This is a genomic window from uncultured Campylobacter sp., from assembly GCF_938039205.1.
GTDB lineage: Bacteria > Campylobacterota > Campylobacteria > Campylobacterales > Campylobacteraceae > Campylobacter_A.
Genome location: NZ_CALHVM010000059.1, coordinates 73,600 through 93,354, shown reverse-complemented (window position 1 = coordinate 93,354; position 19,755 = coordinate 73,600). Strand labels below are relative to the sequence as shown.

At 46.7% G+C, this 19,755-nt stretch carries 22 protein-coding genes; 17 read left to right on the top strand and 5 right to left on the bottom strand.

Annotated elements, in window-relative coordinates; translation table 11 throughout:
• Positions 1-8 precede the first annotated feature (8 nt).
• The 4 genes from lptA (at position 9) to mrdA (ending at position 3,577) form a co-directional block, all read left to right on the top strand.
• Positions 9-485 carry a lipopolysaccharide transport periplasmic protein LptA gene (lptA, locus tag Q0394_RS10275; RefSeq protein ID WP_298947429.1) on the top strand — a complete coding sequence of 159 codons (477 nt, stop codon included), beginning with the start codon at positions 9-11 and terminating at the stop codon, positions 483-485.
• Positions 482-1,105, top strand: coding sequence for a ribosome biogenesis GTP-binding protein YihA/YsxC (yihA, locus tag Q0394_RS10270; protein WP_298947426.1), 624 nt, complete (start codon positions 482-484; stop codon positions 1,103-1,105). Before lptA ends, yihA begins: the two co-directional genes overlap by 4 nt.
• Before the next feature lie 136 nt (positions 1,106-1,241).
• A complete protein-coding gene (locus tag Q0394_RS10265; protein WP_298947424.1) occupies positions 1,242-1,727 on the top strand; it encodes a hypothetical protein in 486 nt (161 codons plus the stop codon).
• A complete protein-coding gene (gene mrdA, locus Q0394_RS10260; protein WP_298947422.1) occupies positions 1,724-3,577 on the top strand; it encodes a penicillin-binding protein 2 in 1,854 nt (617 codons plus the stop codon). Before Q0394_RS10265 ends, mrdA begins: the two co-directional genes overlap by 4 nt.
• 308 nt (positions 3,578-3,885) lie before the next feature.
• Here mrdA and Q0394_RS10255 read toward each other — a convergent pair whose 3' ends face one another.
• Both Q0394_RS10255 and mscL read right to left on the bottom strand, forming a co-directional pair.
• Positions 3,886-4,524, bottom strand: a complete 639-nt coding sequence (locus tag Q0394_RS10255) for a Crp/Fnr family transcriptional regulator (protein ID WP_298947420.1) — start codon at positions 4,522-4,524, stop codon at positions 3,886-3,888.
• 9 nt (positions 4,525-4,533) lie between these two features.
• The gene (gene mscL / locus Q0394_RS10250; RefSeq protein WP_298947418.1) at positions 4,534-4,941 is read right to left on the bottom strand and encodes a large-conductance mechanosensitive channel protein MscL; all 408 of its coding nucleotides are present in this window, start codon (positions 4,939-4,941) and stop codon (positions 4,534-4,536) included.
• Between the two features lie 125 nt (positions 4,942-5,066).
• On the opposite strand from mscL, the gene gltX reads away from it, so the two are divergent.
• From gltX to Q0394_RS10235, 3 genes are read left to right on the top strand one after another with little or no spacing between them, the layout of a single operon-like run.
• Positions 5,067-6,368: a glutamate--tRNA ligase gene (gene gltX, locus Q0394_RS10245; RefSeq protein WP_298947416.1), complete on the top strand. Its 1,302-nt coding sequence runs from the start codon at positions 5,067-5,069 to the stop codon at positions 6,366-6,368.
• Entirely contained in the window at positions 6,365-6,652 is a 288-nt protein-coding gene (locus tag Q0394_RS10240; protein WP_297940707.1) for a YggT family protein, read from the top strand. Before gltX ends, Q0394_RS10240 begins: the two co-directional genes overlap by 4 nt.
• On the top strand, positions 6,636-8,267 hold the full coding sequence (locus Q0394_RS10235; protein WP_298947415.1) for a lytic transglycosylase domain-containing protein: 1,632 nt from the start codon (positions 6,636-6,638) through the stop codon (positions 8,265-8,267). Before Q0394_RS10240 ends, Q0394_RS10235 begins: the two co-directional genes overlap by 17 nt.
• On the opposite strand, the gene Q0394_RS10230 is transcribed toward Q0394_RS10235, so the two are convergent.
• Complete coding sequence (locus Q0394_RS10230) at positions 8,173-8,667, bottom strand: hypothetical protein (RefSeq protein ID WP_298947413.1); 495 nt, start codon at positions 8,665-8,667, stop codon at positions 8,173-8,175. The two genes, Q0394_RS10235 and Q0394_RS10230, sit on opposite strands and share 95 nt — an antisense overlap.
• A gap of 100 nt (positions 8,668-8,767) precedes the next feature.
• Here Q0394_RS10230 and mobB point away from each other — a divergent pair, with 100 nt between their 5' ends.
• The 5 genes from mobB to Q0394_RS10205 are packed head-to-tail and all read left to right on the top strand — an operon-like array spanning position 8,768 to position 13,261.
• Entirely contained in the window at positions 8,768-9,250 is a 483-nt protein-coding gene (gene mobB / locus Q0394_RS10225; RefSeq protein WP_298947411.1) for a molybdopterin-guanine dinucleotide biosynthesis protein B, read from the top strand.
• Positions 9,247-10,101: a class 1 fructose-bisphosphatase gene (locus Q0394_RS10220; RefSeq protein WP_298947409.1), complete on the top strand. Its 855-nt coding sequence runs from the start codon at positions 9,247-9,249 to the stop codon at positions 10,099-10,101. The genes mobB and Q0394_RS10220 overlap by 4 nt, the downstream gene beginning before the upstream one ends.
• A complete protein-coding gene (locus Q0394_RS10215) occupies positions 10,098-10,310 on the top strand; it encodes a hypothetical protein (RefSeq protein ID WP_298793191.1) in 213 nt (70 codons plus the stop codon). The genes Q0394_RS10220 and Q0394_RS10215 overlap by 4 nt, the downstream gene beginning before the upstream one ends.
• 17 nt (positions 10,311-10,327) lie before the next feature.
• Positions 10,328-12,247, top strand: a complete 1,920-nt coding sequence (gene metG / locus Q0394_RS10210; protein ID WP_298947407.1) for a methionine--tRNA ligase — start codon at positions 10,328-10,330, stop codon at positions 12,245-12,247.
• Between the two features lie 6 nt (positions 12,248-12,253).
• Complete coding sequence (locus Q0394_RS10205) at positions 12,254-13,261, top strand: ferrochelatase (RefSeq protein ID WP_298947405.1); 1,008 nt, start codon at positions 12,254-12,256, stop codon at positions 13,259-13,261.
• Positions 13,262-13,689: 428 nt separating this feature from the next.
• Here the strand turns inward: Q0394_RS10205 and queC are convergent, their stop codons facing one another.
• Positions 13,690-14,361, bottom strand: a complete 672-nt coding sequence (queC, locus tag Q0394_RS10200) for a 7-cyano-7-deazaguanine synthase QueC (RefSeq protein ID WP_298947403.1) — start codon at positions 14,359-14,361, stop codon at positions 13,690-13,692.
• Between the two features lie 420 nt (positions 14,362-14,781).
• On the opposite strand from queC, the gene ybeY reads away from it, so the two are divergent.
• The 5 genes from ybeY to Q0394_RS10175 all read left to right on the top strand — a co-directional run bounded on the left by ybeY (position 14,782) and on the right by Q0394_RS10175 (position 18,539).
• The gene (gene ybeY, locus Q0394_RS10195) at positions 14,782-15,198 is read left to right on the top strand and encodes an rRNA maturation RNase YbeY (RefSeq protein ID WP_298791689.1); all 417 of its coding nucleotides are present in this window, start codon (positions 14,782-14,784) and stop codon (positions 15,196-15,198) included.
• Positions 15,191-15,766, top strand: a complete 576-nt coding sequence (locus Q0394_RS10190) for a hypothetical protein (protein WP_298947401.1) — start codon at positions 15,191-15,193, stop codon at positions 15,764-15,766. Before ybeY ends, Q0394_RS10190 begins: the two co-directional genes overlap by 8 nt.
• A 512-nt stretch (positions 15,767-16,278) precedes the next feature.
• Complete coding sequence (locus Q0394_RS10185) at positions 16,279-17,370, top strand: metallophosphoesterase (RefSeq protein WP_298947400.1); 1,092 nt, start codon at positions 16,279-16,281, stop codon at positions 17,368-17,370.
• On the top strand, positions 17,367-18,167 hold the full coding sequence (locus tag Q0394_RS10180) for a phosphatidylserine decarboxylase (RefSeq protein WP_298947399.1): 801 nt from the start codon (positions 17,367-17,369) through the stop codon (positions 18,165-18,167). The genes Q0394_RS10185 and Q0394_RS10180 overlap by 4 nt, the downstream gene beginning before the upstream one ends.
• Positions 18,168-18,176: 9 nt before the next feature.
• Positions 18,177-18,539, top strand: coding sequence for a hypothetical protein (locus tag Q0394_RS10175; RefSeq protein ID WP_298947398.1), 363 nt, complete (start codon positions 18,177-18,179; stop codon positions 18,537-18,539).
• A gap of 391 nt (positions 18,540-18,930) precedes the next feature.
• Here the strand turns inward: Q0394_RS10175 and Q0394_RS10170 are convergent, their stop codons facing one another.
• Entirely contained in the window at positions 18,931-19,668 is a 738-nt protein-coding gene (locus Q0394_RS10170) for a DNA alkylation repair protein (RefSeq protein ID WP_298947396.1), read from the bottom strand.
• Positions 19,669-19,755 lie beyond the last annotated feature (87 nt).

Sequence of the window (19,755 nt, the reverse complement as noted above, 5' to 3'; positions counted from 1 at the left end):
GACGGAAAATGATAAATTTTGGTTTTAAAAAAGTGGCTTTAGTTTTGGCGCTTAGCGCTTTACCGCTTTTAGCAGAGCAGGTGGAGATCACAGCGGACGAGTTTTATGCTGACGAAGGCAAACAAATAAGCGAATTTAAAGGCAATGTAAATATTAAAAAAGGCAAGGATACGCTCACTGCAAATTTGGTAGTGATATATTTCGACAAAAAGCGAAATCCGCTAAAATATGTCGCTTCCGGTAACGCCAAATTTAGAGTATTTATCAAAAATAAAACATACGACGGTAGCGGTAGCGAGCTTATTTACGAGCCAACGCCGAATTTATATACGATAAACGGCAACGGCTTTTTGCACGAGATAGAAACCGATAAAAAAGTCTACGGCGAAAAGATCACAGTCAATCAAAACAGTGGCACATACAACGTAAACAGCGGCAAAAAAGAGCCGGTTAAATTTATCTTCCAGGTTGAGGACAAAAAGTGATCCGCGTTTTAAACGCAAAATTTCTAGTTTCAGCGCCCGACATCTCGCTAGCTCCGCCTGCAAACTCTAGCGAAGTGGCGTTTCTGGGGCGCTCAAACGTGGGCAAAAGTAGCCTCATAAACACTCTCGTAAACCAAAAAAGCCTAGCCAAAAGCAGCTCCACGCCGGGAAAAACGCGCCTCATAAATTTTTTCGAGGTCGAGTATGCGCGCGGCATCAAAAACGAGCAAGGCGAGCTAAGCGAGGAGAGGGCAAATTTGACCTTCGTTGATTTACCGGGCTTTGGATATGCCAAAGTGGCCAAAAGCATGCATGCGCAGTGGAGAAAAAATCTTGACGAGTACCTAAAATTTAGAGCCAACATCAAGCTTTTTGTGCATCTCATCGACTCGCGCCAGTTTGATATGCAGATAGATAAAGACGTAAACGACTATTTGCAAAGCTTCCTACGCCCCGATCAAAAGATTTTAAATTTCCTCACCAAATCAGACAAGCTAAATCAAAGCCAAAAAAGCGCGGTTTTAAAGGTCTATCCGGGCGCACATTTCGTTTCGGCGCTTAAAAAAACAGGCGTAGAAAAGGCAAACGAGCTTATATATCTAAACGCGCTGGGGCTGTAATGAAATCAAAAAGCCGCAGGCAAATTTTGGCATTTTTATCATCAAATTTTCTAACTAAATTTACAAATTTAAGCAGCCAAAAAGCTAAGTTTATAAATTTAGCTATAAATTTATAACCATGCAAACGAGTGCGGCGATGCGAAGACTGGGAGCAGAGAAGCGATTTTTAAAGCAGCTTGTTTGGGTTGCGTTTCTCATTTTTTATCAGAGCCTAACGACTATATTTGCGTACCTGCCGCCTCTTATCGGGATATTTTTTACCTATATGATTACGCTAACCTTGCAGAAACAAAAGACGCTCAAGGAGTTTGGCAAGGAGTGGTATTTTTGTCTGTTTTACCTCACTTTTGCCGAGCAGGCGCACGGGTTTTCGCTGTTTTCGGCGGTGATTGCGTTTATGCTTTTTTATCATTTTATGTCCGACTGGCTCATCGTTACGCTAAAATCAAGGGAGCTTTTGGCAGCGGGATTTGTCGCCAGCGGCTATGTTTGGACGTGCGCGACGAGCTCTTTTATATCTTACGCGGCAAATTTGCCTATACTCAAATTTGACTACGAGTACCTGATCTACGTCGGCGTGGAGTCCGTTTTGGCGGTAGTTTTGTTTAGGGGGCGCTTATGAGGATGCGCATAGTGTTTGGCATCATATTTAGCGTCTGGGTGCTTTTGCTGGTGCGAGTTTATTACCTTAGCGTCAAGTCAAACGATTTTTATGAGGAGATCGCCGAGCAAAATGCGGTAAAAACGCAATATCTAGCTCCCGTCAGGGGGCTGATTTTAGACGCCAAAGGCCGTCCGATGGCGGTAAATCGCCTCGGTTTTTCCGTCGCGTTAAAGCCGCATCTAAGCGGCAAGAGGGTGGAGATTTTAGACGCCGAGCTTGCAAATTTGCAAAATTTATTCGATGACTTAAATGTCACGAAGCTAAAACGCGAATACGTCAAGGCCGACTCGCCTTATAATCAAGACTTTATTCAGATTATCGATTTTATGGATTACGACAAGATGATACCGCGTATAGCCGAGCTCTCGCTGCGAGAAAATTTGGAGGTCAAGCCGGCATCCAAGCGCCACTATCCCTACAATAACCTAGCTTCGCACATCATCGGCTACGTCGGTCGCGCAAATCAGCAAGACGTCGAGTCTGATCCCGTCGCAAAGCTAACCAATCACACGGGCAGAAGCGGCACGGAGCGCTTTTATAACTCCGTTTTGCAGGGGCAAGAAGGCGTACGAAAGGTAAAGGTAAACGCACTAAATCAGGAGGTCGAGGAGATCTCGGTGAGCTATCCTCAAAGCTCGGACATCTCGCTCACGATCGACCTTGAGATGCAAAAATACATCGAGGAAATTTTCGGCGATAACGCGGGCGTTATCATCGTGATGGACGTGAGAGACGGCTCGATACTGGCTGCCGGTAGCTTCCCTGAGTATGATTTAAACCCGTTTGTTACGGGTCTTTCGCAGGCTAAGTGGGACGAGCTTGTTAAAAGTATCGATCATCCCTTTACAAATAAACTCGTAAACGGTCTTTATCCGCCGGGCTCGGTTATCAAAATGGGCGTGGCGATGGCGTTTTTAGACACCGGTAAGATGAACCGCTCCGATGGGTATTTTTGCTCTGGTTCGTTTGAGCTTGGAGGGCGAAATTTCCGCTGCTGGAACGTCTATGGACACGGTTTTATGGATATGAACTCGGCCATCCGCGAGAGCTGCGACGATTATTTTTATAAAGGCAGCTTAAAGGTCGGCATCGACGCTATAACCCCGGTTTTAGAGCGGCTGGGTTTTGGGCAAAAAAGCGGAGTGGACCTGCCTAACGAGTTTGTCGGTATCGTGCCAGGACGCGAGTGGAAGATGCAAAAATATGCTCAGCCGTGGTATCAGGGCGAGACGCTCATTACCTCGATCGGGCAGGGTAATTTTCTCGTGACACCGATGCAGGTGGTGCGCTATACGGGCATACTAGCGACGGGGAAAAATATCGTCCCGCATTTTTTACGTAGCGTAAACGGCGAGGAGGTTAAATTTGAGCCTACCGATGATATCCTCACGCCGTTTGAGAAAAAGCAGCTGCCCTACATCCAAAAGGCGATGTATGAGGTCGTAAATCATAAAAAAGGCACCGCGAATAAATATTTTAAAGAGGCAAAGCTCACTTTAGCGGCGAAAACGGGTACCGCGCAGGTCGTGGGCATCTCGCAGGCTGAAAAAAAGCGTATGAAAGAAGAGGACATGGAGTATCTGCGCCGCTCGCACGCGTGGGTCACGACCTATGGGCCTTACGAGGAGCCTAGATATGCCGTTACCGTTATTATCGAGCACGGCGGACACGGCGGTCTGGCTGCCGGACCTCTCACGGCTAAAATCTTTAATAAGCTACTAGAAATGGGCTACATCGATCAAAAATACGAAATCACCTCGCTAGCAGATACTGAAGCGGCAGCTGCGGAAAAAAAGAAGAAAAACTAAAATCCAGCCTTCAAATTTAAAGGAAAAATCCCGCTTTGTCGCGGTGTTACCGCGCGTTGCGTTCTTGTGACTTCTTGTTAATGCGGCGGCTGGCGGCTTAAATTTTATCGTATTTTTAAATTTATAGATTTTATGCATCCTTGCTTTTGTAATCGGTTAAATTTGAGCCGGGCTTGCGACGAATAAATTTATGAATTTTACGCGGTGTTACGATAGCGCGGATAAAACTACAATATGCGAGAGGCTTGGAAATTTGACGATTAAAAATGCGCAAAAATAAAAAAGCATCAAATTTGCAAATACCGACTCTAGCCTTCAAACATCTCCGAAAGCTCGTTTGTAGCGATATTTACGATTTTATTATTTGCGTCTAGTTCGATCAGATTTTGGGTTTTAAATTTCGCCAAGATCCTCGAAAACGTCTCTGGAGTAATGTTGAGGATGGAGGCGATTTTGATGTGTTTTAGCTCGTTAAAAAGATCGGCGTGATTAACGAGAAAGCTTGCGACCTTGGCCTCGGAGTTTAGCACGAGTTCTTGATGTATCAGCTCGCTTGCGATTTTTAACTTTTGCGAGAGCGATTTGATTATTTGTAGCGATACGCGCGGGTTTGATAAAAACTCGGCGTAAAATTTATCGTAGTCGATTTTTAGCACCTCGCCGCCCGTTAAAAATATCGCCGTCGCCGGAAATTTGATATTTTCAAAGTTGGCAAGCTCGGCTACGAAGCTAATCCCGTTAAATTGATGCATAAAAATCTCTTTGCCTTTGGGGCCTATTTTATAGAGCTTGAGAGAACCTTTTATAAGGAGGTGGAGCCACTTTGACTCCTCGCCCTCCATAAATAAAAACTCACCTTTTTTATATTTTTTTAGGATGCTGATATTTTCTAGCCTTTTTAGCTCGGCCTCGTTTAGCCCCTGAAAAAACGGGATTTGCTCTAGCATTTGTTATACTTATTTATTTTTTAAAAGATCTCTGATCTCGGTTAGAAGCGCGACGTCCTCAGGTATCGGCGCAGGCTCTTCGGCTTTTGGTTCCTCGGCTTTTGGTTTTTTGAGCGAATTTATAGCTTTAACGACGCAGAAAATACAAAACGCAATAATCGTAAAATCAACCATCGTTTGTATAAATGAGCCGTAGTTTACGGTTACGGCAGCCGTATCGCCGACTGCGTCTTTTAGCGTAAATTTTAAATCCGTAAAATTTACGCCACCGGTTAGTACGCCTACGATTGGCATGATAACGTCACCAACCAGTGAGCTAACGATCTTGCCAAAAGCCCCACCGATCACGACGCCCACGGCCATGTCGATGACGTTGCCGCGCATCGCGAATTCTTTAAATTCCTTAATGAAACTCATCTTTTTCCTTTGCATTTTAAAATTAGATATCAATTATATTTATTTTAGCTTCACAAAAGATAAAAAAGCCAAGTTAAATACTTAAAATGCTATAATCGCCCCTAAAAATCAATAAGGAAGCAAAAATGTATCGTTTTGCGCCGTCGCCGACAGGCGATATGCATCTGGGAAATTTGAGGGTTGCGATCCTAAACTACGTCTGCTCGCTTCAGGATAAAAGCGGCTTTATCATCCGCATCGAGGATACCGACAAGGAGCGCAATATCCCCGGAAAAGACAAGGAAATTTTAGAAATTTTAGAGCTTTTCGGTATCAAATGGGACACGCTTTATTATCAAAGTAAAAATTTGAAATTTCACCGCGAATTTGCGGCAAAGCTTTTGATAGATAAAAAGGCGTTTTCGTGCTTTTGCACCGAAAGCGAGCTTGAAGCCAAAAAAGAAGCCGCAAAGGCTAGAGGCGAAGCCTATCGCTACGACGGCACATGCGAGCACCTAAGCGACAACGAAGTGCTAAACAACCAAAAGCCTTTCGTCGTGCGTATGAAAAAGCCGCTAGGCACGATGAAATTTAAAGACGCGATAAAGGGCGAAATCAGCTTCGAGCCTGAAAACGTCGATAGTTTTGTGATTATGCGTGCCGATTTTACGCCGACGTACAACTTCGCCTGCGCGGTAGATGATATGCTAGAGGGCGTCACCTTCGTCATCCGCGGCGAGGATCACGTCAGCAATACGCCAAAGCAAGACCTCATCCGCGAGGGCCTAGGCTACACGCAAAAGATAAACTACGCTCACCTGCCTATCATCCTAAACGTCGAGGGCAAAAAAATGAGCAAACGCGAGAACGAAAGCAGCGTAAAATGGCTACTCTCGCAAGGCTTTATGCCTGAAGCTATCGCAAACTACATCGTTTCGCTAGGCTACAAGGCTCCGGTTGAGATCTTTACGATAGAAGAGGCGGCGCAGTGGTTTGATATCTCGAAGGTTTCGGCGTCTCCGGCCAAATTTGACGTCAAGCAGCTTGAGCACATCAACCGCGAGCACATAAAAAGAGCAAGCGACGAGAGACTAGCCGCGCTAATGGGCATAAAGCCAGAATTTGCGGCGATAGCTAGATTTTACACTCAAGAAAGTAGCCTTATAACCGAGATAAAGGCCAAGGTCGATGCGATTTTCGCGACCAAATTTATCCCAGATGAGTTTAAGGCGGGTTGCGAGGCGATAAAAGCTGCTGTAAATTCGCTAAATTTGAGCGAATTTGATGAATTTAACGAGCTAAAAAAAGCCCTAATGGACGCGACCGAACTAAAAGGAAAAGGCTTTTTTATGCCGCTTAGGATTTTGCTCACGGGCGCCGAACACGGCCCTGAGCTTAGCGAGCTATATCCGCTCATCAAACCGTATCTAAAGGAAATTTTACGATGATATTTTCTGTATTTTTAGAAGCAGTCGGCAGTATCTTGCATATCGTTATCAGCGCCTACACGTGGATCATCATAGGCGCAGCGATCATAAGCTGGGTACGCCCTGATCCCTATAACCCTATCGTACAGCTGCTCTACCGCCTCACCGAGCCCGTCTATGCCGCTATCCGCCGCGTGATACCGACGGTTTTTGGCGGTATAGATATAGCGCCTATTATCGTGCTTTTGTCGCTTCAGTTTATAGATAGATTTTTCGTAAGGCTTATGTTTGCGTACGCTGCTTAAATTTATCCTGCCCGCGATTTTTGCGGCGGCGGCGTTTGGCGGAGTTAAGAGCTTTGAGGAGATAAAAGACGAACCTAAGGGGCTTGCTAAGGATTACTACTTTTACCGTCTTTTAACCGAAGGCGACTACACTAAGGAACAGGCGCAAATTTTAAATAAAGACGTCTTTCGCCGAGCGGGCGTGCTAGCAAAGAAACTGGCTGAAATTTTGCCGCCTAAAAAGACCAAAGGAAACTGCGATAGCGTAAGCGCGAAAAATATCCTAGACGCAAACGTAACCTGCCAAAAACAGCGCCTGCGAGTGCCTTTTATGATGAAGCTAAAAAAGGAGACGAGGCAAAAGCTGGCGGATAAATTTAAAGACTCCGATCCGCTTCTTTATCGCCGTCTTAGCTCGCTAAACGAGAAGCACCCCGAGGATGAGTTTGCCAAATTTAACGATACGGACGCGTTTTTGGTTTATTTTAACCAGTCTTCGCATAAGGATAAATTTGATAAGATATTTGACGCAAATTTTATAAATTTGCTTGCGACGAAAAAGGAGTTTCACGCTCTGGCAAACGATTTGATAATCGATAAAAAATCGGCCAAATTTAGACAAAATTTTCTAGCGATAAAAGAAACGGAGCTCGCGGGCAAGGACGCCTTTATGCTTGGTATCAACGCGGTTTTGTTAAATTCGCCAAAAGACGCGGCTAGGTTTTTTACTAGAGCCGAGGCTGCCTTTGAGAGGCAAGATCGCAAGGACAATGCCGTATTTTGGCTATATCTGCTAAGCAAGGACAGAAGCTATCTTGATAAGCTAAATCAAAGCCGCGACGTAAATATCTATACGCTTTATGCAAACGAACTAACGGGCGCAAGTGCTGCCGCAAACATCGTCTCGCCGACGCCTACGAAAGAAAAGGTAGCTGACTACGACATAAAAGATCCGTTTTTGTGGCAAAAGACCTTTAAAATGATAAAAGAGATGAGTGCGCAGGACGCAGCAAAGCATTCTGAAACCTTTAACACCAAAGAGACGCTAGGTCAGTACGCCTACTTGATGGAAAAGGCAAGCGGATACAAGGATAGCTACTTCGTCATGCCGTTTGTAGATGAGCTAGAGGACGTAAACGCGACTAGAAAGGCGCTACTTTACGCGATCGGCAGGCAAGAAAGCCGCTTTATCCCAGCCGTCATCTCGACCTCTTATGCGCTTGGTATGATGCAGTTTATGCCGTTTTTGGCTAATCACATCGGCAAAAAAGAGCTTGCGATCCCAAATTTCGATCAGGACGATATGTTTGATCCGCGCCTTGCCTTAAAATTTGCGGACCACCACTTAAATTATTTGGAGAAATACCTCTACCACCCGCTTTTTGTAGCTTACGCGTATAACGGCGGTATCGGTTTTACTAAGAAAATGCTTCAGCGAGGCGACCTTTTTAACGAAGGCAAGTATGAGCCGTTTTTATCCATGGAGCTAGTACCTTTCGCCGAGAGCCGCGACTACGGCAAAAAGGTACTCGCAAACTATGTTATCTACCTAAGGCTTCTCCGTTCCAGTACATCGATTTCGACACTTTTTGAAAGCTTAAAGACGCCTTCTTTGACGGATAAATTTCGAAAGTAAGGTTGATTTTATCGCTTTTGATATCTGGGGTGCTGACCTCGAAATACTGCGCCCACGGCACCTCAAAGCTCACTTTTTGCAAAAGCGGATCGTTTGCGGCTAGGCGTCTAACCATGATGCCTCGCTGCAAACCGTTTGCCGCGAAGCTCTCCTCTAAAATTTTAACCTCTTTGGGATGCACGGCTACGACGAATTTCTCTCTTTTTTGTTCGTCGATTAGCTCGCTATAGATTGGGTTTAGATAGGTTGCTACGATTAGGATATTCGTATCGGCATCTATGATCTCAGACTTGCTCGTGTAGGCCAAAAGCTCGTTTTTTAGCGGTTCGTGGATATACTTTTTATCCGCGCAACCGACTAGCGCCAAAATAAAACTTAAAAAAAATACGCTCTTTTTCATTTTAATACCTCTTTAAATTTGGTGCTATTTTAGATAAATTTTGCTTTTAAAAAGCCTAAATTTGCTATAATCCGCGTAAATTTCAAAAATTCGGAGAAAAATGAAAAAAGCGGCGATGGCGTTTTCCGGACCTTCAAATAGCGGTAAAACTACGCTTATTTTAAAGGTTGCCAAAAAATTTATCGATGACGGGCTAAAAGTCGTAATCATCAAGCACGATCCGGGCGACAAGGCGAGGTTTGATGTCGAGGGCAAGGATAGCTACAAATTTAGTCAAATAGGCGCCGAGGTCGCGGTCATGAGTCCGACGCGCACGACCTTTTTCTCGCAGGAGAGCAAGAGCTTGGACGACGTCGTAGCGATGGCTGGCGAGTTTGATTTGCTACTAGTTGAGGGGCTAAAGACCCTGCCGCTACCGCGCATTAGCGTGTTTAAGGACGAGATAAACGAGGATTATCTTAGCTTTTCAAACGCGATCGCAAGCTATAAAAAAGACTACGAGATCGATAAGCCAAACTTCGATCTAGACGATATGCAGGCTATCTGCGAGTGGATACTAAAAAACGCAAAGGTGTTAAAATGAACGAAATTTTCGAAACGATTAAAAAGATCGCCGTAAAAATCGGCGAAGAGATAAAATACGCCGATCTAGGCTACACCGACCACGCCAACGCCACTGGCGACACGCAGCTAAAACTAGACGTGAGGAGCGACGAGATCATCACGGCCGAGTTTGCAAATTTAGCCTGCGTAAAAGCGCTCGTTAGCGAAGAAAAAGAGGATATGCTGGCGCTAAACGAGAGTGCGAAATTTATCGTCGCATACGATCCGCTAGACGGCTCTAGCCTGGTGGACGTAAATTTTTCCATCGGCTCGATTTTTGGCATTTACGAAAATGAACTAACTCCGCAAAATCTAAAAGCCGCAGCCTACGTCGTTTACGGCCCGCGCCTGGAGCTCGTGCTTTGCGAGGATGGGACGGCTCCGGCACTTTACCGCCTAGGCAGGGACGGCGAGTTTAAATTTATCAAAAATCTAGCGCTCGCGCAAAAAGGCAAGCTAAACGCCACCGGCGCGACGCAAAAGGGCTGGAGCGAAACTCACGCTAAATTTATCCGCGAGCTGTTTTTGCAGGGGTACCGTCTTAGATACTCAGGCGCCATGGTGAGCGACCTGCATCAAATTTTACTAAAAGGCGGCGGGCTATTTAGCTATCCTGCCACGACGGATGCGCCAAAGGGCAAGCTAAGAGCGCTATTTGAGGTGCTGCCGTTTGCCTTCATCTACGAGCGCGCGGGCGGGGCGACTAGCGACGGATACTCGGGAACGCTTTTTGATATGAAAGTGGAAAAAATCCACCAAACCACGCCTTGCTTTTTCGGCTCCAAAGATGAGATAAATTTACTGCATAAATTTTACGGAAGCGCAAAATGAGCGAACACGCAGCAGACGCAGCTCAAAAAGACGAATTTGAGCTGGAGCTTGATCGCCAAAGAGAAATTTTGCAAGCTTGCCAGAGCGAAAAAGGGCTAAGTTCGTGCTTTGCTTGCGAGGCGATGTTTGAGTGTAAAACCCGCAAAAACTACGTAGATGCCGTATATAGCTCGATGTCTAAAGGCGACGGCGGCGGATTTGATTTTTAAATTTAAAAAGGAAAGATATGAACACGACTTATATTACGACTCCAATTTATTACGTAAACGACGTGCCGCACATCGGACACGCCTACACGACCGTGATCGCGGACACGATGGCGAGATTTGCTAGGCTAAAGGGCGATGACACGTACTTTATGACCGGCACCGACGAGCACGGACAAAAGATCGAGCAAGCCGCCGCAAAAAAGGGCTACACGCCGCAAGCCTATGCCGATGAGATAAGCGCGAAATTTAGGGAGTTGTGGGATAAATTTGAGATCAGCTACGATCATTTTATCCGCACGACCGACGACTATCACAAGCTCACTGCGCAAAACGCATTTCTTAAAATGTATCAAAAAGGCGACATCTACAAGGGCGAGTACGAGGGGTACTACTGCGTTAGCTGCGAGAGCTTTTTTACGCAGACGCAGCTTTTAGAGGATGAGAGGTGTCCGGATTGCGGCAGGCCGACGAATTTGGTGAAAGAGGAGAGCTATTTTTTCAAACTTTCAAAATACCAAGATGCGCTGCTAAAATGGTACGAGGAGAACGAGGACTGTATCGTGCCGCGCGGCAAGAAAAACGAGGTCGTGAACTTCGTAAAAGGCGGTCTGCGCGACCTCTCGATCACGCGCACGAGCTTTGAGTGGGGCATCAAGCTGCCTGCGAGCCTAAACGAGCCAAAGCATGTGATGTACGTCTGGCTGGATGCGCTCATCAACTATCTCAGCACGCTTGGTTACACGCGCGGCGACGATAAGATGCGCTACTGGAAGGGTGCTACGCATATCGTCGGCAAGGATATTTTGCGCTTTCACGCGGTGTACTGGCCTGCGTTTTTGATGAGCCTTAATCTGCCACTGCCTCGCTGCGTCGCTGCTCACGGCTGGTGGACTAGAGACGGCGAAAAGATGAGTAAAAGCAAAGGCAACGTCATCAACCCAAGCGAGGTCGCAGACGCGTACGGACTGGAAAATTTCCGCTACTTTATGCTACGCGAAGTGCCGTTTGGGCAGGACGGCGACTTCTCGCAAAAGGCGATGATCGAGCGCATAAACTCCGAGCTTAGCAATGATCTGGGCAATCTTTTAAGCCGTATAGTGGGCATGAGCGAAAAGTACTCGGACTTTGAGATAAAGGGCGAAAATTTACGCAAATTTTACGGCGAGGTTTTAGATAGCGGCAACGAACACCTGCAAAACGCTATCAAAAATTTAGAGAGTTTCGCCACGAACCGCTACCTCGAGGAGCTCTTTAAAGCGCTAACGCTTGCTAACGCGAGCATAGCTAAATTTGAGCCGTGGAACCTAATGAAAAACGGCAAAAAAGACGAAGCAAACGCGCTCGTATCGCTGTGTGCAAACCTGCTAGCTCGCGTGGCCGTCCTGCTAAGCCCCGCGATGCCAAGAACCTGCGAAAAGATCGCGCAGACGCTAGGTTTTGAGATATCGACGGCTACCTATGAAAAAATAATCTTAAACAACGAAATTTTAGACTTTAAAGCGCAAAAAACGCAGCCGCTTTTCCCAAAAATCGAAAAAGAGCTGATGGCGACTGCGGTGCCGAGCGTGAGCGAACCTGCCAAAACCGCCCCTGTGCCGCAAGAAAAATCGGACGCGAAGATAAAAATCGACGACTTTAAAAAATGCGTCATAAAAGTAGGCACGGTGCTTGAGTGCTCAAATATCGAAGGCAGCGAGAAGCTACTCAAATTTAAGATCGATCTGGGCGAAGAGCAGCCGCGTCAAATTTTATCGGGCATAGCTAAATTTTACGCTCCGGCGGATCTCGTCGGCAAGCAGGTCTGCGTGCTGGCAAACCTAAAACCCGCTAAAATTTTCGGCCATATATCAGAGGGCATGATTCTTAGCGCCGAAGACGGGTCGCTGTGCCTCATCGCGCCGATGGCTGCGGTCAAAAACGGCTCAGAAATAGGTTAAAACGGCGTGAATATCGAAAACCTAAGGCGCCTCATCAACGGCGAAGCGCTAAATAAACCAAGCATCAGCGCCGTGGAGGGCTTTGCGTTTGAGAGTAAAAACGTGCGCCAGGGCTACGCCTACATCGGGCTTGGCGCAGGCGCGGACGAGATAGCCGCGGCCGTCGCAAACGGCGCCTATGCCGTACTCGTCGAGCAAAGATGCGAGGTCATCGATCCCGAGGTCGCTTTTATCAAAGTCGATAGTCTGAGCGCCGCGCTGATGCGGCTAATGCGCTTTGAGGCTAGTTACAAAAATCTCAAATTTTGCTCAGTTAATCCCGTACAAAAGGCCCTGCTCGCGCGCATGAGCCTAGGCAAAAACTCTGACGGCAACGTAGCTAGCTTGCTGCCTGAGGATGCGACGCGGCTTTTTATAAAGATAATGAAAGCGGGCGCGGGGGATCTGTTTTTCACCGACGATCTTAAAATTTTATCCAAGATCGCGCCGCTTTACGACACAGTTTTTAGCGATGTGGACGCGGTTTGCGCGCAGGGCGGCTCGCTATTTGCCTCTAGCGTCGTTTGCGATGGCGTTTACTATCCAAACTTAAATTTCCCTAAAGTTTTTACGCACTATCTTTTCGGACTTTTGAGGTATCTGATCCGTGCAGGATTTTCTTTTAAGCTCGGCGACACGCGAAATTTGGGGCACTTTGAGCCTATTTTTATAAATAAAAATTTTCACGTCGTACCTTTTGGCGCGAGCTCTCAAGCCTTGATCGCTGAGTGCGACGACGAGCTTTTTGATATGGAGGCGGCGTTTCTAGCGCGAAATTTTAGCGGCGGTATCGAGATCTGCGTGCCGGAGGATTTTGCGGAAAGCGCGGCGGCTACGATGAGATTTAAGGAGCTTGCCGAGCTAAAAAATCTTTCAAATTTTCACTACGCGCTCGTTAAATGCCAAAAAGAGGAGCTTGAAGCGATGTTAAATTTGAGCTCGCCCGAGCCTGATTTGTTCGGCGAAATTTTATAATAATCTCAAATTTAGCGCGTATTTTCGCCTTTATCTGCTACAAATTTGATCTAATTTTTAAACCATTTGCTTACTAGCCGCAAATTTACCGATAAATTTAAAGGAAAAATGCGTAAATTAGTAGAGCTTGCCTTGCGAGTTTTTAAGTAAAGCGTCCAAATAGTGCTTCCCTACGAGGCGTGCCGCGGTCGCTTTGCGCAGGCGGCTGGAGTATCGGCACAGATGCGAGAGAAATTTAAAGTAGGCGTTTTGTTTTCCGTCCTTAAAAGTGGATATTGTCAAAAACACCTTACGTCTAAAATTCGTAAAACCGCCACAGCGATCAAATTTGCTAAATAAAAAACGGCGGCATGACGGTTGCCGCGTTTTGGCGGATAAATTTATTTCGCATTAAATTTGCGGATGGGCTATGCCGATTTTTAGAAATTTTAATTCAAATTTACGTATTTTATCCTATCTTTTTCGCCCGCAAGCTCAAACCCTCGCAGTCTCAGACGGCAGCTATCGCATTTGCCGCAAGCCTTGTCTTCGCGCTCGTAGCAGCTCCAGGTTAGCTCTAGCGGCGAGCCAGCCTGGAGCGACTTGCGCACGATGTCGGCCTTGCTTAAATTTACCAGCGGCGTGACGATTTGTAGACTAAAACCCTTTGAGGTGCCGGCGTTTACGGCGCTTTCTATCTTGGCGATAAAGTCCGCCGTGCAGTCAGGGTAGCCCGAGCCGTCCTCCTCGACGATGCCGATGTAAAGCGCCTGCGCGCCCTCTTTTTCGGCTAGTGCGGCGGCGATAGAGATAAAGATACCGTTGCGAAACGGCACGTAGGTGCTAGGGGTGTCGGGATTGGCGCCGTCTTTGCGGATGGCTAGGCTCTCGTCCGTTAGTGCGTTGCCGCCGATACTTGCTATGAAACTAGCGTCTAAATTTACCTTTTTTAGCGCGCCGATGCGCTCGCAGATCTGCTCAAATGCTAGCTTTTCGCGCTCCATCGTTCGCTGTCCGTAGTCAAAATGCAGCGCGATGATCTCATAGCCTGCGCGCTTGGCGAGGACGGCGCAGAGGGTGCTGTCCATGCCGCCGCTCATTATGCAAACCGCTTTTTTCACTTTTTCTCCTTTTTAGTCGGCTTGTCTCGCGAGCGCTTTTCCGAGATTTCGCAAAATTTTCGCTCCGCAGGCTATATGCCTAGCGCACGCTCAATTTTGCTTCAAAGCTCGAAAAATCATCTCGCGATACTTCGCCTTATCGTCTTACGTTCAAATTTATAAATTTCAACCTCAAATTTGACTCACCGAGACCCGCACCCTGAAAATGTCAAATTTTATTCAAACTAGCGACGCTTTGCGCCAGCAAAGCCGTGTCGCCACCTCTCACGTCGTAGGGGTTGGGGGGGGATTGTTAAAGGGGAAGGGAGCGACTTCGTAATTCAAGCCCCTTCCCCCTTAACAAACAAAAGCTAGTTTTATTAAGATCAACCCAAATTTTTGCTAAAATCATACTCAAATTTTACTAAAGGAAAGCCAAAAATGATACTTTGCGAGGACGATTATCCGAGGATTTTGGATCAAATTTGCGACTATTTGACCGCGGGCGAGGTGGAGCTTAGCTTCGTTGACGCCGAGGAGATGAAGGAGATAAACGTCCGCCAGCGCGGCATCTACGAGACTACGGACGTGCTGAGCTTCCCGCTTGAGATGCAGCTGCACGCGCCGCTTGGCTGTATAGTGATAAACACTGAGCTAGTCGCAGCCAAAGCCGCCGAGCTAGGTCACTGCGAGGATGACGAGACGGCGCTGCTTTTCACGCACGGGCTACTTCACGTGCTAGGCTACGATCATGAGAGCGACGCGGGCGAGATGAGGGCCAAAGAGTGCGAAGTGATCGAGAAATTTAACCTGCCAAAGAGTCTCATCGTGCGAACGCAGGACGCTGGCGATGAGTGAGCTAAATTTGACGCGCAAGGCGCTGGACGATGAGCTGGCGGATTTGCCTGAAAATGTCAAGCTCGACGACGGTGAGGTGGTGCTATATAAATATTTATGCTCTATTAGATTTTTTTGCGTGTTGAAAATTATTGCTTTTACCTTATGTGTGTGGGCTTCATGCGCCTTATTTTTAGAGAGCGGAACGCTTATGAAAATAGGCTGGGTGATTTTTGTTATCGCTTTGTTGGTGGCAATATATTACGAGCTTATGAACTTTATCCACGAGGGATTTTACGTGACAAATAAACATTTGATCACTTATAACGGTAGAAAAATAAATTTGAATGATATATGGTTTTTTAAGGGCGGTTCTGCTGTTTATCGTGAAATTTGTTTTTATAAAAACAAAAACAAATTTATACAAGAGTGTTCATATTCCAACAAAGACGATGATTTGGATGGCTTTTTGACGGCTTTGTATGAGGTTTCGGGCAATAGATATATTTTACAATTCGGCTCAGAAAAGATCAGTGCAAATGCCTTAGAATCTGACGGTAGAACGCTGATAAAGTTGATTGAGGAGTAGTCAAATTTAACCGCTTTTGTGCCAAATTTACAAACTAAATTCGTCTCGGACGGTAAAATTCGACGTTCGTCTCGTCGCAAATTTTATAAAGTTAAGTCCCATAAATTTTATCTCAAAACGCATCCCGCAAAGCCGTAAATTTATCGCCGAAATGTCCAAATTTGCAAAATAAAGAACAAGCGCAGTCAAAACCAAAGCAACGAAAATTTAAATCTAACGGAGTAAATCGCCGTTCGTGCGCGTCGCCTTCACTGCGTAAAACCGCCGTCAGTAACGCGCTCATCGTTGCTTAAATCATAGAGCGAATTTGTTGCTTATGCGCGCCGCTTATCTTAAACAAATATTTGGCTACGCATTTTGCTGCGCCCGAAATATCCGCTCTTAAAATCCCAAATCGTCCGCCGCCGCGCTTAATTTTCCTTAAATTTGCCGCGCGCAGTGGTTAGATATTTAATAATTTTGGCTAAATTTACGAAATGTTTTATGTTTTATCGTCTTTAATCATTATTTTTATGAATTACGTTTCTTATCGCGGGCTTTTTGCCGATGCCGCGCTCAGTCCGCTTGCCGTGCATAAAAGGGCGCTTGGGCTATTTTTCCTGACGCTTGCCATCGGCGGCGTCGCGCTTGCTTTTTCGCTGCGGTTTAACTTTTTGGGTCCGAGCCTTCGCATCGCCTGTTCGCTGATGCTGGCGCTGACGTTTATTATCTTTTCGTTCGTGCTTTTTACGAACGTCATCTCGCTCGCGGTTCGTCCCGTAACCAAGCGCGCGTTTAGTGAGAGCAGGCGTAAATTTTTGCGCCTTTACCTTGACGTCACGATACTTATTTTGGCGTTTAGCTACTTTTTTAGAGGCATCTTTAACGCCGTAAAATTGCCAGAAGTAAAAGCGCAGGATATCGAGCTAAAGGGGCTAAAGGGCGAGCTAAAGATCGCGGTTTTAACTGATATCCATCTGGGTGATTTTTTGGGAGCGGACTTTGCGCGGGCGGTAACTAGGCGCGTAAACGAGCTTGACGCCGATGCGGTCGCGATCGTGGGCGATATTGCGGATCTGTCGCCGCACCGTTTGGCCGAGTTTATCGCGCCATTTAACGAGCTAAAGAGTAAATACGGCACCTTTTACGTACCGGGCAATCACGAGTACTATAGCGGCATCGACGGCACACTAAAAGTGATCCGCGAGACGACGAATTTTAAAATTTTAGGCAACGAAAATGCGCGCGTAGGCGGAGTAAATTTAGCCGGCGTTTATGATATCATCGGTTTTAGATTTAAGGCGTACGAGCCCGATCTAGTCGCAGCTCTAGGCGGTCGCGACGTAAATTTGCCTACCGTTTTGCTCGCTCATCAGCCTAAATTTTTAAAGTACATGGACGAAAGCGCGCCCGTGGATCTGGTCGTGAGCGGACATACGCACGGCGGGCAGATTTTCCCATTTTCGCTACTAGTAAGGCTAGATCAAAAATACGTCGCAGGGCTATATAGCGCGAACAAAAATACGCAAATTTACGTTAGCCGAGGCGCCGGGTTTTGGGGGCCGCCGGTGCGCGTGATGGCGCCTAGCGAGATTTCGTTATTAAGACTAAAAGGAGTTGTATGAGGGGACTTATTTCTAGGATATTCGGGTTTGTGGCGGCGGTTAGATTTCCGAGATTTTTGCAAACATTTATCAACGAAAAATACGTAAGCGGCTTTAAAATCGACATGAGCGAGTTTAAGCAGCCTAGAGAGTACGAGAGCCTGACGGCGCTTTTTACCCGCGAGCTACAGTGTCCGCGAAATTTTGACGTTTCGCCGCAGGTCTTTATCAGTCCTAGCGACGGCACGTGCCTGGAGCGCGGAGTTAGCAAGGAGCTAAAAGCGATCAGCGTCAAGGGCCGCGAGTACGGTATAGCAGAGCTTCTGGGCGACAGTATGGACCGCAGTGAGCGAGACGCCGAGCTAGAGTACGTAAATATTTATCTCAGCCCACGCGACTACCACCGCTACCACGCGCCTTGCGATATGAGGATCTTATCCGCGCTTTATGTACCTGGCGAGCTATATAGCGTGGCCGTCAGCGCGCTGCTAAAGGTGCCAAATCTTTACGCCAAAAACGAGCGCGTGGTGCTAAAATGCGAGCTTGCAAGCGGCAAAAAGATGTGGTTGGTCTTTGTCGGCGCGCTAAACGTGGGCAAGATGAAATTTGACTTTGACGCGCGCATACAGACTAACGCCTGCGCCGGCAACGTCGCACTCTACGAATACGAAAATTTAAGCGCGAAAAAGGGCGAGCAGCTGGGGATGTTTGAGCTGGGCTCTACGATCCTAATCCTTAGCGAGCAGGGCGCGGTCAAATTTGATCTAGCAGCCGAGCAAAAGCTAAAATATGGCGACAAAATAGGAACTATCAACTAAGGAGGCGTGATGGGAACGCAACTAGTCGAACAAAATGAGCTAAAAGAAACGCTGGAACTAAAAGAACGTATCGAAAACAACACCGTCGTAGAACTCTGGGAAAACAGCGAGGACTACGAGCGCCTAGCCAACGCGACGCGCAAGACCATGCGATACATCAACGACGAGCAGATAAAGAGCTTTGCCGATGCGCTAAATCAAACGAACGAAAAGATCTTAAATTTGACCTTTGAGGGCGTGAAAAAGCATCACGAAAAGAAATTTGAGCAGATCAGAAAAAAGCAAAAACTCTACGTCGCTTCGGCCTTTGCCGTCGGCGTTTTGGTCGGCGCTGTTTGCGTCTGGGCAGCGTTTAGGATCTTTGCGGCGTAGATTTTTTGCGCTCGGCCGCTTGTTACGCTTGCGCGTTGTAAATATTATATTGCGCGGTTTTTTGGCAAATTTGACTTTTAAATCGCGCGACTGCTTGCGGCTTGGACGCGAGGGCTTAAAATTGACGCTTTTGATTTTTGGGTTTGCTTGGGTATTTGGCTTTAAATTTGAGCACGGCAGCTTTTGAAATTTGCGTGTAGTTGCGGGTTTGGAGTTAAATTTGATTTCGGGCGGCGGTTGTAAATTTGATCTTTTTTCTGCGGCGATCATCAAGCTCGTCTCAACTTTTTATTCGGCGGATTGAACTGCTTTTTTGTTTATAAAATGCGTTATAGGTTTATAAAATTTGCATCTTAAATTTAGCCGCCGACTTGCATATCTGTGCAAAAAGCTAAATTTTTATTTTCCTCGTGGCGTGGCGGATTATTTGCTGCGTGTTTTTATTTTGCGAACTTTGCCAGCGCACGAGCAGCTCTTTTGCGGCGGCAAAATTTACCTTTAGATAGTCCGCGACGTTGTTTGCGACCGAGCGCTGCACGAAGCGCACCTCGTCCTCTTTAAGTATCTCCAGTACCGCAAAAACCGGGCGCGGATCGCTAATGAAAAGCTCCAGCTTGCTAGCCCACGGCAGCTTTGGTCGTAGACCTTCAGACGCCAGCCTGCGCATATGAAAATTTGACGAGCGCGCCCACTGCGTCATGGTTTTGAGCGAGTCTTGCGGGTATTTTTTGATAAACGCGCGCACCGCATACTCGCCCGTGCCGCGCTTTGTGATTTCCTCAATCGCGCTCATCGAGGTTTCAAAGTCGTCTAGGCCGTAAATTTCGACGTATTTTGCCAGCGGCAAAGTCCAGTAAAAGTGCTTAAACATGCCCGTTTCGTTCGGGTTTTCTTCGCCTAAAATCGCGACCAAAATCTCCGCCGCGCGCTTAAAATCCGGCGGCAAAAGTTCATTTAGCGCGTTTGCGTGCGCCAAAATCCTTTGCGAATAACCGAGATTCGGCGTGCTCTTTGCGATTTGCTCGTAGTAGCTCTGCGCGTCAAATTTAGGATAAACCGCCTTTATCTTTTGCGATAAAATTTGCGCCAAATTTTCTCCAAAATGTACCGCCAGTCCGCCGTTTTCCATATTTTTCCTTTGAGTAGTTTTTTGAAAGGCGCAAAATTTAACGCCGAATATCAAAAAAGCGGCGGCGTCAAATTGTAGCCGTTACGC

Excerpts from the sequence above, each read along its gene's own strand:
- lptA (WP_298947429.1), top strand. The coding sequence starts at position 9 with ATGATAAATTTTGGTTTTAAAAAAGTGGCTTTAGTTTTGGCGCTTAGC.
- Q0394_RS10265 (WP_298947424.1), top strand. The coding sequence starts at position 1,242 with ATGCGAAGACTGGGAGCAGAGAAGCGATTTTTAAAGCAGCTTGTTTGG.
- mrdA (WP_298947422.1), top strand. The coding sequence starts at position 1,724 with ATGAGGATGCGCATAGTGTTTGGCATCATATTTAGCGTCTGGGTGCTT.
- Q0394_RS10255 (WP_298947420.1), bottom strand. The coding sequence starts at position 4,524 with ATGCTAGAGCAAATCCCGTTTTTTCAGGGGCTAAACGAGGCCGAGCTA.
- mscL (WP_298947418.1), bottom strand. The coding sequence starts at position 4,941 with ATGAGTTTCATTAAGGAATTTAAAGAATTCGCGATGCGCGGCAACGTC.
- gltX (WP_298947416.1), top strand. The coding sequence starts at position 5,067 with ATGTATCGTTTTGCGCCGTCGCCGACAGGCGATATGCATCTGGGAAAT.
- Q0394_RS10240 (WP_297940707.1), top strand. The coding sequence starts at position 6,365 with ATGATATTTTCTGTATTTTTAGAAGCAGTCGGCAGTATCTTGCATATC.
- Q0394_RS10230 (WP_298947413.1), bottom strand. The coding sequence starts at position 8,667 with ATGAAAAAGAGCGTATTTTTTTTAAGTTTTATTTTGGCGCTAGTCGGT.
- mobB (WP_298947411.1), top strand. The coding sequence starts at position 8,768 with ATGAAAAAAGCGGCGATGGCGTTTTCCGGACCTTCAAATAGCGGTAAA.
- Q0394_RS10220 (WP_298947409.1), top strand. The coding sequence starts at position 9,247 with ATGAACGAAATTTTCGAAACGATTAAAAAGATCGCCGTAAAAATCGGC.
- Q0394_RS10215 (WP_298793191.1), top strand. The coding sequence starts at position 10,098 with ATGAGCGAACACGCAGCAGACGCAGCTCAAAAAGACGAATTTGAGCTG.
- metG (WP_298947407.1), top strand. The coding sequence starts at position 10,328 with ATGAACACGACTTATATTACGACTCCAATTTATTACGTAAACGACGTG.
- ybeY (WP_298791689.1), top strand. The coding sequence starts at position 14,782 with ATGATACTTTGCGAGGACGATTATCCGAGGATTTTGGATCAAATTTGC.
- Q0394_RS10190 (WP_298947401.1), top strand. The coding sequence starts at position 15,191 with ATGAGTGAGCTAAATTTGACGCGCAAGGCGCTGGACGATGAGCTGGCG.
- Q0394_RS10185 (WP_298947400.1), top strand. The coding sequence starts at position 16,279 with ATGAATTACGTTTCTTATCGCGGGCTTTTTGCCGATGCCGCGCTCAGT.
- Q0394_RS10180 (WP_298947399.1), top strand. The coding sequence starts at position 17,367 with ATGAGGGGACTTATTTCTAGGATATTCGGGTTTGTGGCGGCGGTTAGA.
- Q0394_RS10175 (WP_298947398.1), top strand. The coding sequence starts at position 18,177 with ATGGGAACGCAACTAGTCGAACAAAATGAGCTAAAAGAAACGCTGGAA.
- Q0394_RS10170 (WP_298947396.1), bottom strand. The coding sequence starts at position 19,668 with ATGGAAAACGGCGGACTGGCGGTACATTTTGGAGAAAATTTGGCGCAA.